The 14,212-nt window shown below is 66.5% G+C and carries 14 protein-coding genes and 4 pseudogenes; 10 read left to right on the top strand and 8 right to left on the bottom strand.

The window, feature by feature from the left end; genetic code table 11:
• Together ACFZA0_RS25050 and ACFZA0_RS25045 are read right to left on the bottom strand one after the other, a co-directional pair.
• The coding region (locus tag ACFZA0_RS25050) for a hypothetical protein (protein WP_391020887.1) at window positions 1–239 on the bottom strand (239 nt) is incomplete at its 3' end.
• Between the two features lie 398 nt (window positions 240–637).
• A pseudogene (locus ACFZA0_RS25045) lies at window positions 638–1,441 on the bottom strand (IS5 family transposase); the annotation flags it as partial.
• 901 nt (window positions 1,442–2,342) lie between these two features.
• Here ACFZA0_RS25045 and ACFZA0_RS25040 point away from each other — a divergent pair.
• Together ACFZA0_RS25040 and ACFZA0_RS25035 are read left to right on the top strand one after the other, a co-directional pair.
• Window positions 2,343–3,142, top strand: a pseudogene (locus ACFZA0_RS25040) (IS5 family transposase); the annotation flags it as partial.
• Window positions 3,143–3,421: 279 nt separating this feature from the next.
• Window positions 3,422–4,225, top strand: a complete 804-nt coding sequence (locus tag ACFZA0_RS25035) for an IS5 family transposase (protein WP_391020885.1) — start codon at window positions 3,422–3,424, stop codon at window positions 4,223–4,225.
• On the opposite strand, the gene ACFZA0_RS25030 is transcribed toward ACFZA0_RS25035, so the two are convergent.
• Complete coding sequence (locus ACFZA0_RS25030) at window positions 4,170–4,673, bottom strand: hypothetical protein (RefSeq protein ID WP_391021368.1); 504 nt, start codon at window positions 4,671–4,673, stop codon at window positions 4,170–4,172. The two genes, ACFZA0_RS25035 and ACFZA0_RS25030, sit on opposite strands and share 56 nt — an antisense overlap.
• A gap of 338 nt (window positions 4,674–5,011) precedes the next feature.
• Here ACFZA0_RS25030 and ACFZA0_RS25025 point away from each other — a divergent pair, with 338 nt between their 5' ends.
• Window positions 5,012–5,248: a hypothetical protein gene (locus ACFZA0_RS25025; RefSeq protein WP_391020883.1), complete on the top strand. Its 237-nt coding sequence runs from the start codon at window positions 5,012–5,014 to the stop codon at window positions 5,246–5,248.
• Window positions 5,249–5,365: 117 nt separating this feature from the next.
• On the opposite strand, the gene ACFZA0_RS25020 is transcribed toward ACFZA0_RS25025, so the two are convergent.
• Window positions 5,366–5,563 (bottom strand): hypothetical protein, encoded by a 198-nt coding sequence (locus ACFZA0_RS25020; RefSeq protein WP_391020882.1) that lies wholly within the window; start codon window positions 5,561–5,563, stop codon window positions 5,366–5,368.
• 3 nt (window positions 5,564–5,566) lie between these two features.
• Here ACFZA0_RS25020 and ACFZA0_RS25015 point away from each other — a divergent pair, with 3 nt between their 5' ends.
• Complete coding sequence (locus tag ACFZA0_RS25015; RefSeq protein WP_391020880.1) at window positions 5,567–5,740, top strand: hypothetical protein; 174 nt, start codon at window positions 5,567–5,569, stop codon at window positions 5,738–5,740.
• Window positions 5,741–6,040: 300 nt separating this feature from the next.
• On the opposite strand, the gene ACFZA0_RS25010 is transcribed toward ACFZA0_RS25015, so the two are convergent.
• Entirely contained in the window at window positions 6,041–6,838 is a 798-nt protein-coding gene (locus ACFZA0_RS25010; RefSeq protein WP_391020878.1) for a hypothetical protein, read from the bottom strand.
• Window positions 6,839–7,461: 623 nt separating this feature from the next.
• On the opposite strand from ACFZA0_RS25010, the gene ACFZA0_RS25005 reads away from it, so the two are divergent.
• From ACFZA0_RS25005 to ACFZA0_RS24995, 3 genes are all read left to right on the top strand, one after another.
• Window positions 7,462–8,118, top strand: a complete 657-nt coding sequence (locus ACFZA0_RS25005; protein ID WP_391020876.1) for a hypothetical protein — start codon at window positions 7,462–7,464, stop codon at window positions 8,116–8,118.
• 455 nt (window positions 8,119–8,573) lie between these two features.
• Window positions 8,574–9,314: a hypothetical protein gene (locus ACFZA0_RS25000; RefSeq protein ID WP_391020874.1), complete on the top strand. Its 741-nt coding sequence runs from the start codon at window positions 8,574–8,576 to the stop codon at window positions 9,312–9,314.
• A gap of 23 nt (window positions 9,315–9,337) precedes the next feature.
• Window positions 9,338–9,655, top strand: a complete 318-nt coding sequence (locus ACFZA0_RS24995) for a hypothetical protein (RefSeq protein ID WP_391020872.1) — start codon at window positions 9,338–9,340, stop codon at window positions 9,653–9,655.
• Between the two features lie 298 nt (window positions 9,656–9,953).
• On the opposite strand, the gene ACFZA0_RS24990 is transcribed toward ACFZA0_RS24995, so the two are convergent.
• Window positions 9,954–10,121 carry a hypothetical protein gene (locus tag ACFZA0_RS24990; protein ID WP_391020871.1) on the bottom strand — a complete coding sequence of 56 codons (168 nt, stop codon included), beginning with the start codon at window positions 10,119–10,121 and terminating at the stop codon, window positions 9,954–9,956.
• A gap of 162 nt (window positions 10,122–10,283) precedes the next feature.
• Here ACFZA0_RS24990 and ACFZA0_RS24985 point away from each other — a divergent pair, with 162 nt between their 5' ends.
• Window positions 10,284–10,949, top strand: a complete 666-nt coding sequence (locus ACFZA0_RS24985) for a methyltransferase domain-containing protein (protein ID WP_391020869.1) — start codon at window positions 10,284–10,286, stop codon at window positions 10,947–10,949.
• Window positions 10,950–10,955: 6 nt separating this feature from the next.
• Here the strand turns inward: ACFZA0_RS24985 and ACFZA0_RS24980 are convergent.
• Window positions 10,956–11,255 (bottom strand): annotated as a pseudogene (locus ACFZA0_RS24980) (transposase); the annotation flags it as partial.
• A 129-nt stretch (window positions 11,256–11,384) separates the two neighbouring features.
• Here ACFZA0_RS24980 and istA point away from each other — a divergent pair.
• Window positions 11,385–12,803, top strand: a pseudogene (gene istA, locus ACFZA0_RS24975) (IS21 family transposase).
• Entirely contained in the window at window positions 12,800–13,570 is a 771-nt protein-coding gene (gene istB, locus ACFZA0_RS24970; protein WP_391020867.1) for an IS21-like element helper ATPase IstB, read from the top strand. The pseudogene istA and the gene istB overlap by 4 nt, the downstream one beginning before the upstream one ends.
• A 33-nt stretch (window positions 13,571–13,603) precedes the next feature.
• Here istB and ACFZA0_RS24965 read toward each other — a convergent pair whose 3' ends face one another.
• Entirely contained in the window at window positions 13,604–13,978 is a 375-nt protein-coding gene (locus tag ACFZA0_RS24965) for a hypothetical protein (protein WP_391020865.1), read from the bottom strand.
• Window positions 13,979–14,212 lie beyond the last annotated feature (234 nt).

Raw genomic sequence — 14,212 nt, 5'->3', positions numbered from 1 at the left:
CCACCGGCCCACCGGCCCACCGGCCCACCGGCCCACCGGCCCACCGGCCCACCGGCCCACCGGCCCACCGGCCCACCGGCCCACCGGCCCACCGGCGGTGCCGGGCCCGCTCCGACGCCGACCGCCTGGAGCAGCCCACCGAGGAACAGACCGCAGGCCGCGGTCCACTTCTGCCGGTCGTCCCACCACCGGCTGCGCCGCAGGGCCACCAGACTCGCCACCAGCAGGACGCGGCTCATCACCCGCGACAGCACCATCTTCTGACGCCCGGCACCACAGGCCAATCGGCGGATTCCGGGATGAAACAACGGGAGAAAACGACCTCTGAGAGGTCGTTTTCAGCTACAGAGCCTGTTTCATCCCAGCAAGTCCCCGTGACGGAGCGGGCATTGGGAGGATACAGCGGCTGGCGCGATTGACGAGACGTGCGGGACGCCTGCATTGCCTGTCTCATCCGGTGAAGACCGTCTCGTTCCAAGGTGAGTTGATATCGGCAATTACCCCGCCGCCCATCGCGGGAATTCGACACGTGTGATGCGCGAGTACTCGCCTGCGACACTTGAGGCGACGCAAAATAGCCGAAAACGATCTCTGAAAGCCGGTCAGCTGGCTGATCTTGCGAGGCGGCGCACGTGGCCATGGTGAGGTAGGTGGCGTTCTCCGAGCAGACGCGCAGGTACTCGTAGTCCTTCGACAGGCGGCGGCACCGTCCCAGCCAGGCGAACGTCCGCTCTACCACCCAACGCCGCGGGACGACCGCAAAGAGGGGCACTTCCGGAGGCGGTGTGCCTACTTTTGCCCAGGTCGAGCGGAAGCCTCCGTCGCGGCGCTGCACGACCTGCACGGTGATGCCGGTGGCTTCCCGTGCCCAGGCATGGAAGTCGGCGCCACGGTAGCCCTGGTCCGCCCACACGTGCCGAAGGCGCGGGAAGGCATCGGCAGCCCGGGCGAACAGGACTGCTGCTCCGTCGCGGTCGCCGACACTCGCCGGGCTCACGCAGGTGACCAGGACAGTGCCGCGGGTGTCGATGAGCAGGTGGCGCTTGATGCCGCTGACCTTCTTGCCGCCGTCGTACCCGTGCAGGCCACCGCGCTCACCGGCCCTCACGCTCTGACTGTCCACAATGGCCGCGCTCGGAGTGGGATCCCGGCCGAGTCGCACCCGCTCGCGTTCGCGCAGCGCCGTCGACATCCGCTCCCACACGCCTTCTTGCTGCCACTGTCGCCAGTAGTGGTAGACGGTCTGCCACGGCGGCAGGTCGTGCGGCAGCAGCCTCCAGGCGCAGCCGGCCCGCAGCCAGTACGCCAACGCGTTGATGATCTCCCGTCGCGTGTGTTTCGCCATTCGCCCACCGGGCTTGACCGCCGGAACCAGCGGACGGAGGATCTCCCACTCCAGATCGGACAGATCCGTCGGGTAACGGGTACGCAGCCCGCACACCCCAGCCCCCGAAAGTACGCCACCGCCCCGCTACCAGGTGACTTGCCCGCTGACCGGCTTTTCAGACGCCCTCTAGGTGCAGCAACAACCGCAGATGCCTGCTTCTCGAAGCAATCGGGGAGCTGCGCTATGGGAGTGGCGAGCCTCGGAATGGCTGGGGTCGGCTATGGGGAGTATAGGATGGGGATGTCGCTGAATGAACTAGCTATCGGCGCCCCCATGTTTACGCGAATATTGATGAAATTCGGCGAGAAGGTGATTGGGTTGCTCTCTGTAGTAGCCAATTCGACTTCGGTGGTCTTCGCTCTGATCGGAACTCTCACGGGAGGTAATTTGCGCGATGATTCCCAGGATGGGGATGAGTGATGGGGGAGCCCGGTGCATCCTTCTCTGTTAAGGCTCTTGGCGACGTGCCGCGAATGTCCAGGAGGGCCAGGAGGGCCGTTCAGGGGGTGCTAGAAAAGGGTCAGACGGGGGTCCTTCTGATTGCTGAAATAAGGGAGCCAATACGCAGTTTCACTGACAGGGCTGGAATCGTATCAATTCGTGAGGGAGGGGGGGGAGATTTGTAGCCGAGACCGAACCACTAGATGGCCAAAATTCGTGAAAATACAACCTGGCCGCCACGAGTTCACGTTTATGGTGATTCGGTTCAGGAACAAAAATACAAGTTCGCTCCAAAGGGTTGTCGAGCTGCGAGAAGGTGACATCTTCGTCGCACTGTGTGATCCCGTGCAACCTAACACTTTCTACAGAAAAAGCCCGAAAGTTGACTCCTGGTTCATGGGCGCTCTCTCGCGTCCGTCGAAAACCCAACCAGGCCCCTAACAGCGGCTAACACAATGAGGTGGGTCGGTGCTGCTGGCCGTGTCCCTGCCGGGAGTTGAGCGTTCAGCTGGGCATGGGGGCGTCGCCGTGGATCGTGCCGGATGAACTGTGGGATCGCCTGGAGCCACTCCTGCCGCAGCGACCCAGGAGGTTCAGGTATCCGGGGCGCAAGCCTCTGCCGGACCGGGACGTGCTGTGCGGGATCCTGTATGTGCTGCACACCGGGATCCAGTGGGAACACCTCCCGCAGGAGATGGGGTTCGGGTCGGGGATGACGTGCTGGCGGCGGCTGCGGGACTGGAACGAGGCCGGTGTGGGGCAGCGCCTTCACGAAGTGCTCCTGGCCGAGCTGAACGCGGCGGCACGCCTCGACCGGTCGCGGTGCGTGGTCGACTCCTCGCACGTCAGGGCGCTAAAAGGGGGGCCCACACCGGCCCGTCACCGGTCGACCGGGGCCGGCCGGGATCGAAACACCACGTGATCACGGACGGGCATGGCACCCCGCTCGCCGTCTTGTTGACAGGCGGCAACCGCAACGACGTCACCCAACTGATGCCCCTGCTCGACGCGGTGCCGCCCGTGCGCGGCAGGGTCGGACATCCGCGCCGCAGGTCCGACTCGCTGTTCGCCGATCGCGGTTACGACCACGACATCTACCGCGACCAGGTCCGCGCCCGCGGCATCGTTCCCGCCATCGCCCGACGCGGAACTCTCCACGGCACCGGCCTCGGCATCTACCGATGGGTGGTCGAACGGACCATCGCCTGGCTCCACGGCTACCGCCGGCTGCGCATCCGCTGGGAGAGACGAGCCGACATCCACGAAGCGTTCCTCAAACTCGCTTGCTGCCTGATCACCCACCGACAACTCAGGTCATTGTGTTACTGCCTGTTCTCTATCCACTCGTGTGGTCGGACATGTTCGAACGCGGTCCTGGTTCGGGTGAGTTGTCCGGGGCGGGTGCATGAAGGAAGGGCCTCTTGGTAGCTCGCGGATGTCGAGTCCAGCGAGAAGCAAGAGGCCCTGTTGTCGAAGTGTCGCGTGGTCGCGGTCACCGAGTCCAGTTCGTCCACTCGTGGGTGTGACTGCCTCGCCCACAGGTTCGGGAACGCCGTCGAGTGGCCGCAGCGCCGGCCCCGGTACGGCTCGGACATGAGTGATGCCGAGTGGGCCGTGGTGAGGGACCTGCTGCCGGTCCCGGGCTGGCTTTCTGGCCGCGGCGGGCGTCCGGAGGGCTACTGCCACCGGCAGATGATCGACGCAGTGCGCTACCTCGTCGACAACGGCATCAAGTGGCGGGCGATGCCCGCGGACTTCCCGCCCTGGCCGCGTGTCTATGCCTTCTTCGCCCGCTGGCGGGACACGGGACTGGTCACCGAGCTGCACGAACGGCTGCGGGAAGCCGTCCGCACCGGCGAGGGCCGCAGCATCGAGCCGAGCGCGGGGGTCGTGGACTCGCAGTCGGTGAAAGCGGACGCCACCGTCGCCCACGGTTCACGCGGCTTCGACGCGGGCAAGAAGATCAACGGCCGGAAGCGGCACCTGCTCACCGACACCCTCGGACTCCTCCTGGACGTGCAGGTCACCCCCGCATCCACGACCGACCGGGATGCCGCCCGGACCCTACTGCCCGCGGCAAAGAGGGACTTCCGGCACCTGGCACGGGTCTGGGCCGACGGCGGCTACACCGGCCACCTCACCGACTGGACCGACCAGCACCTGGGAATCGTCCTCGATATCGTCCGCCGCCCGGACGACGTCCGCGGCTTCCAGCCACTGCCCCGCCGCTGGGTCGTGGAACGGTCCTTCGCCTGGCTCCTGCGCAGCCGGCGCCTGGTCCGGGACTACGAACGACGCCCCGACACCAGCGAAGCCGTCATCCGCTGGTCGATGATCGCCCTCATGAACCGCCGCCTGGCTGCCCGGGGGCATCATCATGCTGTTCGGGCAGCGTGAACCTGCCCGGCTTCTCCTCGATCAGCCAGCCCCGTTCCACCAGCCGCTTCAGGCGAGCCCTCGCGCCCTCGACGCGGGAGGCGGAGGCACTGTCCCAGCCCAGCACGACTGCCGCCCGCCGGGCACCCAACCCGTCGGCTCCGGCCTCCGCAGCGGCGGCCATCACCGCCTGATAGTCCGCCGAGAGATCCTCGAGTCCGGCCGCGTTCTCCCGATGCGGCACCGCACGGCGCGGTCCCACCGGCTTCCTCCGTGACGGACCGGCGGCCGTATCGGCAGGTGCTTCCTCCTCGGCCAGCGCCTCCAAGTACTGCTCGAGACCGATCGCCCGGCGCCTGAAGACTTCTTCGGCGTCCGCCAAGGCCTCCCGCACCCTCTCGAGTTCGGCTTCAAGCTCCTCCACTCGCACGGCTGCGGCCTTCCGTCGCGCTTCCAGAACCGCCCGCATCGACGGCATCCGACACCCCCACGGCAACTCGATCAGCAACGAGTCGAGGCTTCCGCGACAGTCGCAATCCCATGCTTGACCAGCGGAATCCGCATACGAGGTTCGGAAAGAGAACGACCTCTTAGCCGTTGTTAGACCGGTCCCCACGAAGGGTGAGTACGCCAGCCGATGTGCCTGCCAGCTTGCGGCCTTTGGATGGGGGCATGTCCTTCACCCCACCGCACCCGCCCGGTCGACCCGGTCCTGTCGCAGCGTCAGCTCCGTCCGGGACGGCGGATCCTGCCCGCCGCGACCGCAGCCGTCTGGCGGCGGTGTTGTCCGCGGTGTTGTTCGTACCCGTGGCGGTAGCGGTGTTCGTCCTGTCCCTGGCCGAGCCGAACGCCGGGAACTGTCTGGAGTACGGCCAGTGCACGCCCGGCCTTCCCGGCTACATCATCCCCTGGGCCCTGTGGACCGCCGCAGGAGCACTCCTTGTCGCACTGGCCGCCCCCTGGCGGCAGGCGCGGGTGAGCGCCCTCGCCGTCCAACTGACCGCCGAAGGCACCGCGCTGCTCGTGATCCTGCTTGCCCCCTGACCCTCCAGCAGCCGGCGTGACGGCTGCCGCCACTGCCCGTGCGCCGTAGCACCGCCCGCCGGGAGGAGTGTAGATCTAACGGCGGATCCGACGATCATGGGAGAGACGTCAAATGACTCACACCGCCGTGGAGTTGGAGACTGTGGAGCCTGCAGAGAAGGACTTGTCCGGGCCGCCCGTGCCCGTGTCGGACGAGCAGTTGGTGACGATGCTGGTGGAGCGGGCCCGGTCACTGGCAAGGAAGTTGCAGCCGTCGCTGATGCGGCCCGCCAGGACCGCGTCCTGCGGACGGTCGTCGCGCTCGCGGGCATCCACGCGATGCGCCCTCACCTCATCCGCACCCGCCTGCGGGAACAGGTCGACCTGGTCGGCCGCCCCCTGAACCCGGACGGCTGGAACCGGCCGCTGGACGAGTACACCGCCGAGGCGATCAGCGACTACCTCGCCTGCCGGCATGAACGCCGGCCGAACAGCACCATCCTTACCTGCTGATAACCCGCAACACGGCCACGAACACTGCGCCGGTCGGTACGTTCTGGCTGGACCGGCTCGTCCAGCCACTGCCCGTCACCCTCGATCGGCTGCGCCAGGACCGCATCCTCGAAGAGGCCGCCGCTACAGGCGCCGACCCCCTCCACCTCGCCCACGTCTTCGCACTGGGCGGCAAGAGCAGCCTGCGTTACACCCAGGCCGTCGCAGCATCGGCGGCCGAAACGGCATCGGGCTCGGGGACGAAGCAGACAGATGTCTGAGGGCAGAGACAAGATGCTGGCACGGAGGGACCGGACTGGATCAGGTCCGCGAAATGGTGAGCCGCCCGCCCGGGCCGGCTTCTTGGACGGCATCTGGATCCTGGAGGGGACGGGTCAAGCAGCGGTGCCGCACCAGGTCCGATCGCTCGGCCGGAGTCAGCCGCCTCGGTTTGCCGAGGATGTCCTGCTCTGAGTCGGGCTCCTCGTCGACGTTGAAGCGAAAGGCGGTATCGGTGAGGTAGTCGCGGCGGAAGTCCGTCTTCCACTGCGAGTTGTGGCCCCAGCCCAGCGACCCGTCGAACGTCTCCCGGTAACGGCGCATGAACACGTCGTGGAGCGGTGACCGGTCCGCAATGCCCGCGACCAGGTGTTGGGCGCCAGCACGCACCGTCACACCAGTGCGGCTGAACAGCATCTCCCCGAACATCAGGCCCGGCCAGACTGTCCCGGTGATCTCAATCGGCGTCTCCGGGCGCTCGTGCTGCGCGACGTGGACGACCTCGTGGAAGAACGGTTCGAACGCGACGCTGCCGATCGGGGCCATACCGAGCCGGGAGAAGGCAGCCAGGTACTGGTCGCGGGTGACATGCGGCCAGCGCTCAGGCTCGTGGATGTCGTGCGCCCAGGGGACCTCAGAGCCCGGAGGCAGCAGCGGCTGGAACTTGTAGATCAGTGCGTCGCTGACGCGGCTGAGTGCGTACAACGTCTCCAGAGGATCGCCGAACTCGTACTCGGTCCGTGTCCATCCCCCGAAGGCGGCCAGCGGCGCGAGGGCCTCCCGGACGGCATCGGCGTGCTCGTCCAGCCACGGATCTACTACAGCGAGGAAGACGTTCACACCCTGGTACTCCTCCACAGTGTGGAAGAGTCGGCGGACGCGAAGTGAGGGGATCACGCAGTGCAGCCTAGACAGGCTCGTCCACGTGGTCGACGGGGTTTCCCGTGTGGCGGTTCGGGATGCCTGGTCGGTCAGCGCGTACCGCACACCGACGCTGGCAGCATCAGATCAAATTGAGGCTGTCCAATCTGCGTCCCGGCCAGACTGCCAGCATCGGCGGAGACCGCGGCCTGAGCCTCGACATCCACATGCATGAAGACGGCTGGCTGTCGATCCAGATGAGCGACCCGGACCGCCTTACGACGGTCCTGGAAACGCGGTCCCAGGGAGACTGTCGCTGAGCACCGCGGGCGCCTGGAACAGGTCCGGCTGGCCTGGCCCAGTGAAGTCATCGAGACGGCCCCGGGAGCCTACGAGTGGAGCCCCAACCGTCAGCGGTGATCACCTAATCCAAGCCGCCGACATCACGCATTCAAGTTCAGTAGCTAGCCCCGCGGCCGACAGCACAAAGCCACCTCGCCATCGGCCGACGGCGACGAGACGGACGATGCCCCAGCGCGCTGACCGGGTTCCTCTGCGGCTGACGGCGCGACGGTGTCAGACCCCTGCGACATGCTTGCCTCGTGACTGAGGCTCAGAGCGTGATGGACGTCCTGTTCGGCCCCCGGGAGACCGGCTATCGCGGCTCGCTGGAACTGGATGTTGACTTCCGGCGGGTGCGGCTCACCACGCCGGTGCTCCCGCCCATCCATCCGCATGCGCCCGACCTCGTGGAGATGGCCCGCGCGGAACTTCGAGCTGGCACCCTGCCCGAGTACCCTCAGGCGCCCTTGCCGGAAGCCAGCCACCTGGCCCAGGACTGTGTCCAGCAGCAGTTGGCCGGCTACGTCGAAGCCGATCGCCCGCGAGCAGCTCGGATCTACGTCCTGGAGTTCCAAGGAGCGCGCCAGTACTGCATGTTCGGGCGTACGACGAACTTGATCAACCGCGTGGTGGAGCACTGCAGGGCTGCGGAACCTCACGGCTACGGACTGGTGGCCGGCTGGGCGTCGCCGGGTGTGGACGATGCCCAGCCGCTGGAACACGTCGTGCTGAACGTCGGCGGCATGGTTCACCGGAGGCCGCACTATCGAGAGCGGTTCTACGACATGCCGTTCGAGACCGGGCTGAACATCGCCCGGGTGGTCTTCGAGCTGAACTCCGATTGGCGAATTCGCACCGGAGTGACACCGGGATCAGCCGACTCTGTGCCCTCGCCCCGGGGTGAGCCAATCGGGTGATGCCGGATCCGTCGATCGAGTGACGGCGCCGGAGGTAACACCGCGGCCGGTGCAGGGTGTGTGGGGAACTCCCGCGGCACGGGGCGGCCCCTTCCACCTCTTCCAGTGCCGGGTCAACCCGTCGGGCCAGCTCGTCGAGACTGAATAGACGCGAGCGCGGGCCGGCAGCGATGGCCCGGGATCCGCCGGCTGATCAAGCGTCTGAGTGATCCAGCTCCCTCGGTCCCGTCCGCCTTCGCCGACGGCGGGTCCGCACGTGAGTGTGCGGCAGTGCATCGTCATCCAAAAGAGTGCAAAACGGTGCTCTAACCCTCAATTAGCGCAATGATGCTTACATGAAGCCCTGGGTGACCTCATACAGCAATACTGATCACCGGTCGCGCCGCCGCATGACACCGTCTCGCCGTCTCAGCGCGGCAAGCGCCGCGCTCGGAGCGGTTCTACTCACTGTCGGCATGACACCGGCAGAGGTCAGCGGCCCGCCGGGAGCCGAGTACTACCAGACGGAAGTGGAATTCGGCGACGGCTCTTCGTTGGTCACGCGGCTCGACACGGGGCACGTCAGCACTACGCCCTCAAGCAACGGTTCCGTCTCGAATGAAGCTCAGCAGGCAGCGAAGGACGGCAGCGTCAACACCACGACGAACAGCCGTGTCACGGATTCCCGCACGGCCACCCCGCAGGGCTACACACTGCATGGCAACAAGAAGACCGACAGCTATCACTACCGCTCCGACCTCGGAGCGGCCAAACTCGACCGGTGCACCAACGGCAGGTGCACCGTGCAGGGCACGGTGCAGGTTCAGCTCAAGCAGACCATGAACGGCGGCTCGTCGCACCGCTGGACGCTGGGTCTCCTCGCCGACCACCGGGCAGGCGTCCCGTACGCGTTCGGATACGACTATTACTGCGGAGTCAATGTCCCGAACGCGGCCGACTGGACTTGCGGCACCCATGACGCGACCGCTGACGGCAACAACTCGGCTCACCCGGTCAACGGGTCCACCAGCACCTACAAGCACGATCTGAACCGCGACTTCGGCGCGCACGAGACGAACCGAACCAAGTTCCCCATGGTCGGGTATCACGTGAGCTGGCCCGGCTACCCGGCGAACGTCAACATCAGGTACAGGGGCTGGGACGTCCGTCGTTACTCTGGTGTGTGGAAGCTCGCGCCGGCCACCGGCACCGGCTGAGTCGCGCCACCCCGGAGGCCGAGATGGACGAGTACCGCGGTTCCTACAGCGCAGAGGACGAGGACCCCGAGGTCCTCTGGCACGAGCAGCGATGCCAGGTCTGTGGTCGGTCCGACGTTCTGTGGACCTACCGAATTCCGGCGACTTCCCCTGCTCTCGGCTTCGCCCTGCCCGCCAGGATCTACCTCTGCCAGGACTGCAACACCCTGTTGCAGGGGCGCGACTTCGACGGGCTCTCGCTCCGGCTCCGTTCGGCGGGAGAGAGCTGGCCGGAGCCCGAGGCGGTCATCCGGGCGCTGCTCGACGCAACTGCCTCGGCGGAGGCACCGCAGCGTCGCTGAGCGAGGCTCCGTCAGGTGCTGAGAGTGGTCCACGCCTGGTCCGTGCGTCTTGATCCACAACGGGACGACACGGACCGCGGTGAGACTGGCGAGTGCCAACCTGCACCGATTGCGAGCGCGTCGGCCGCTGGCGATGTTGGTCCAGCCGGCCCGGTCGAGAGTGGAGCGGGTCAGGTCGCGGAGGACGCTCATGGCGGCGGGGGTGGGTGTGGTGTCGTCGGACTTGGCCGGCGTCCTCGGCGAAGGTGACGTCCTTGGTCCCGTGGACGGTGTTTTCGATGATCCAGTACCTTCGGGCTCAGGAGGAGATCTCGACGGGAGATGCCTGGTCGGCGGGCAGGTCGGTGACCGCGTAGACCGCCTCGGTCTGCCACTTTTTCACCCCCAGGGGACGGCGCTTGCGGTGGATGCGCACGACCGGGCAGGCATGCGAGAAGAGCAGGCCGTCGACGGAGACGACCTTCACCTCCCGTACTTCCTCTCGGCTGTGTCCCCGCTCGCAGGAACGTTCAAGGACAGGTGCCTCGCTCCGGGGCAGCAGTTCTCAACTGCCGTGCGCGGGTTGGCTGGTTGTTCTTCACCGACAGTAAGAGGTCATCTCGTCTGGGCTGTTGAGTAGCCTGCGGGCGTGGAGAACGAACCGAGCACTGACAGTTGGTTGGAAGACACGCGGACGTCCTATGACACCGTCGCCGCGAGCTATGCGGACCAGGTGCGTAACCTCCTGGACGAAACACCCGTAGAGCGTGGGGTCCTGGAGCTGTTCGCCGACCTGGTGAGTTCGCGCGGCGGGGGGTCGGTCGCCGACGTGGGATGTGGGCCGGGGCGGATCACGGCTCACTTGCGCCAGCTGGGCGTGGACGCGTTCGGGATCGACCTATCGCCCGGGATGATCGAGATGGCCCGGCGTGACCACCCCGGACTGCGGTTCGAACTCGGCTCCATGACGGATCTCAATCTCAGCGATGGCTCGATAGCTGGCCTGGTCGCCTGGTACTCGCTGATCCATATCCCCGACACACGGATCGGTACGGTCTTCAAGCACTTTCACCGAGTGCTGCGGCCAGGCGGACCGCTGCTCCTCAGCTTCCATGTCGGGGACACCTCGAAGGTGAAGACGGAGGGCTATGGCGGCCACCCGATGAAGGTCACGGTCCATCGTCGCCAGCACAGCCAGATGATTGGCTGGCTCGACGAGGCCGGCTTCACCGTCGACGAACACAGGACGCTCACCTCTGCCGAGAGCACCCTTGGGGGAATCCTCCTCGCACGCCGTCGGCCAGATCTTCAGTGAAATTGCTCATCCGGTAAGCCGCCGGTAGCAGATGAGGGTGGCGGCGATGCCGGCGAAGGCGAGGAAGTGTTCGGCCTTGCGCTCATAACGCCGGTGCAGACGGCGGCATCCTGCAAGCCAGGCCACCGTCCGCTCCACGGTCCAACGATGTCGGCCCAGCCGCTGGGAGGACTCGATGCCCTTGCGAGCGATGCGCGGAGTGATGTTCCTTGAGCGCAGCCATCGCCGCAGGTGGTCATAGTCGTACCCCTTGTCGCCATGGAGCTTGGCGGGCCGTCGTCGGCGCGGTCCACGTCGGGAGCGGATTGGTGTCGGCGTACACGTGAACGTTCCCACCTGCGTACGGATGAAAAGGGACAGTTGTTGATGCGTTGAGACCTGCTGGCTCGGCACTCTGCTGCTTGGTCGGTGAGAGGCGGCGGAAGGCGGTCGGCGGTGGTCCTGGATCCGCATCGGTGGTTGGAATTGCGGCGTTTCCGGAGTCTGTTGGAGTCCGGGGCGATCAGCCTGTCGGAGGTGGCCCGGGAGACTGGGCTGGACCGGAAGACGGTCCGCAAGTATCTGTCGGCACCGGGTCCGGCGACCCCGCCGCGCCGGTCGCCGAACGGGCGGTCGAAGGCGAGGGTGATCGACGAGTTCGCGCCGTTGGTCGACTCGATGCTGCGGGCCGAGATCCTGATGAAGGCCGCGGTGATTCACGGGCGGCTGACCGCGGAGTACGGGTTTACTGGCAACTACCAGCTTGTCAAGCTCTACGTTCAGGAAGCCCGGCCTCGGATCGCTGAGGAACTCGGCATCACGCCGAAGGAACTCGCCGGCATGCACCGCCGGTTCGAGGTCGTCCCCGGCGCCCAGGCCCAGGTCGACTGGGGCGACGAGGGCAAGGTCCTCGCCCACATGGGCATCCCGAAGGTCTACTCCTTCCACATGACGCTGTCGTACTCGCGCGACCCGTTCTGCTGCTTCACCACCAGCCAGGATCTCCAGACGTTCTTCGACTGCCACCGACGGGCCTTCGCCCACTTCGGCGGCGTTCCGATGACGATCGTCTACGACCGAACGAAGACCGTCGTCCGACGCCACGTCGCTCCGGGCGAGGCGGTTCCGCTGCATCCGGAAGCGGTCGGGTTCGCCGGCCACTACGACTTCGACATCGACGTCCTGGTCGCCTACCGGCCCACCGGCAAGGGACGCGTCGAGCGGCAGGTCCTCATCGTTCGCGACCATGTCCTGTCCGGCCGGTCCTTCTCCTCCGTCGAGGAGATGGACGCCGCCTTCACTACCTGGGTGCCGCAGCGACGGGCTCAGGCCCACCGGACTCACCAGCAGATCATCGGCGAGCGGGCGGCCCGCGACCACATGGCCCTCAAACCGCTGCCGGAGACTCCGTATCTGTTGGCCGAACGGCATCTGCGGCCGGTCGGCAAGGACTGCCTGGTCTCTTTGGCGGCAACCTCTACTCGGTGCCCGCCCGCAAGGTCCGACCGCGTCAGCTGGTGGAGATCCGGGCCACGAAGTCGCAGATCATGCTGCATTCCACCGTCGCCGGCTCCAGCGGCGAGACGCTGCTGGCGACCCATCCGCGGGCGATCGGCCGCGGGGTCCGTGTCGTCGAAGAGGCCCACTGGGACGGCCTGCCCACGGGCCAGGGGCGCCGGACCACCACCGGCGATGTTCCTGCCACAGCCTCGCCATGAACGTCCTCGGGGCGAGGAAGCAGGGCCTTTGCGGGCTCTGCTGAACCGGGCTGCGGCCACTCATATCGAGGTCGGACGCCGTCCGCTGTCGGTCTATGACGAGCTGACCGGAACCCGCCCCTTCACCACCCGTCCGAGCACGAGGGAAACGTCTTGAGCGAGCTGGTCTCCACCCGCATCCGCAATACGGCCGGCAAGCTCGGCCTGCCCCACCTGGCGGAAACCATCAGGGAGTACACCCGTCGGGCCGACGAGGGGAAGATGGGCTACCTCGACTTCCTCGACCTGGTCCTGTCCGAGGAGCTGGCTGTCCGCGACGACCGCCGCTTCCGCCAGGGCCTGCGACTCTCGAAGCTGCCGCACCAGAAGACGCTCGACGAGTACGACTTCTCCTTCCAGCCCGAGCTCGACCCGCGGAAGGTCAAGGACCTCGCCACTCTCTCGTTCGTCGAGGGCAAGGCGAACGCCGCTCTGCTGGGGCCGCCCGGGGTCGGCAAGACGCACATTGCCGTCGCCCTGGCGGTCGCGGCCTGCCGGGCCGGCTACTCGATCTACTTCACGAGCCTCGACGACATGGTCCGCAACCTCAAGGCCGCCGAGGCCGCAGGGCGTCTGACGAACAAGCTCGGCTCCTACCTGCGGCCCGGCGTTCTCGTCGTCGATGAGGTCGGCTATCAGCCCCTCGAACGAGCCGAGGCGAACCTGGTCTTCCAGGTCATCTCCAAGCGCTACGAGAAGGGCTCGATCATCCTGACCTCGAACAAGACCTTCAGCGAATGGGGCCAGGTCTTCGGCGACGAGGTCCTCGCCACCGCCATCCTCGACCGACTCCTCCACCACTGCGAAGTGATCTCCATCAACGGCCCCAGCTACCGGCTGAAGAACCGTCTCAAGCCCATCGAGCGGGACAACGACGTGGCCTGACGCCCCACGTTGTTTCCGCGGCCAAGCACTTGATCAGTTGTTGATCGCCCGCTGAAAGATCTCGGAGAACTCGCCGTTCTCGATCAGTCCGGCGATCACGCCGGTCATGTTGTCGATGCCGGGATCCCTGACGATCAGACCGTCCGAGACCCAGAAGTACCGGCCCCCGAGGGCCTCGTCGGTCCCTGCCCAGAGCTTCATAAGGCGCTCGACCTCCGCGACGGTGAACACGGTCGCGGTCCAACGAGATCCGTCCTTCAGAGTCACGAAGACATCGACGTTGCAGACCTCGTCCAAGTCCTCGCCGTCGCTGGGCAGGAACGACGCCTCAAAGCCCTCCGTGCGGACCCGATACCAGGGCTCGTCCCACCCTCGCTCGATCGCTTCAGACGATGTGCTGTCGCTCATCGCGCGAGTGTCCCTGCTCGGAGCATCGATCTCAACCGAGATCCCCTGCGGTGCTGCTGCCCGCGGTCAGAGCTAGGGACGTTCGTCCGTACGCAACTGGGGAGAAAAGTCCGTACGCCGACACCATGTGCCTGAGTACGCCTACTCACAAGGGCTCCCGAGCTGGGTGCTGTCTGTTTCAAAGGATGCTCCGGGCGGCCCGAAAGGGTGCTGGGGATGCCGCGAAGCCCCTGG

The organism is Streptomyces sp. NPDC008150, from assembly GCF_042956945.1.
GTDB lineage: Bacteria > Actinomycetota > Actinomycetes > Streptomycetales > Streptomycetaceae > Streptomyces.
This window is presented reverse-complemented; position numbering and strand designations above follow the sequence as displayed.

Coding starts and splice junctions, on each gene's coding strand:
- ACFZA0_RS25015 (WP_391020880.1), top strand. CDS start 5,567: ATGCGCCCTCACCTCATCCGCACCCGCCTGCGGGAACAGGTCGACCTG.
- ACFZA0_RS25030 (WP_391021368.1), bottom strand. CDS start 4,673: ATGCGGGCGGTTCTGGAAGCGCGACGGAAGGCCGCAGCCGTGCGAGTG.
- ACFZA0_RS25035 (WP_391020885.1), top strand. CDS start 3,422: ATGAGTGATGCCGAGTGGGCCGTGGTGAGGGACCTGCTGCCGGTCCCG.
- ACFZA0_RS25000 (WP_391020874.1), top strand. CDS start 8,574: ATGACACCGGCAGAGGTCAGCGGCCCGCCGGGAGCCGAGTACTACCAG.
- ACFZA0_RS24965 (WP_391020865.1), bottom strand. CDS start 13,978: ATGAGCGACAGCACATCGTCTGAAGCGATCGAGCGAGGGTGGGACGAG.
- ACFZA0_RS24995 (WP_391020872.1), top strand. CDS start 9,338: ATGGACGAGTACCGCGGTTCCTACAGCGCAGAGGACGAGGACCCCGAG.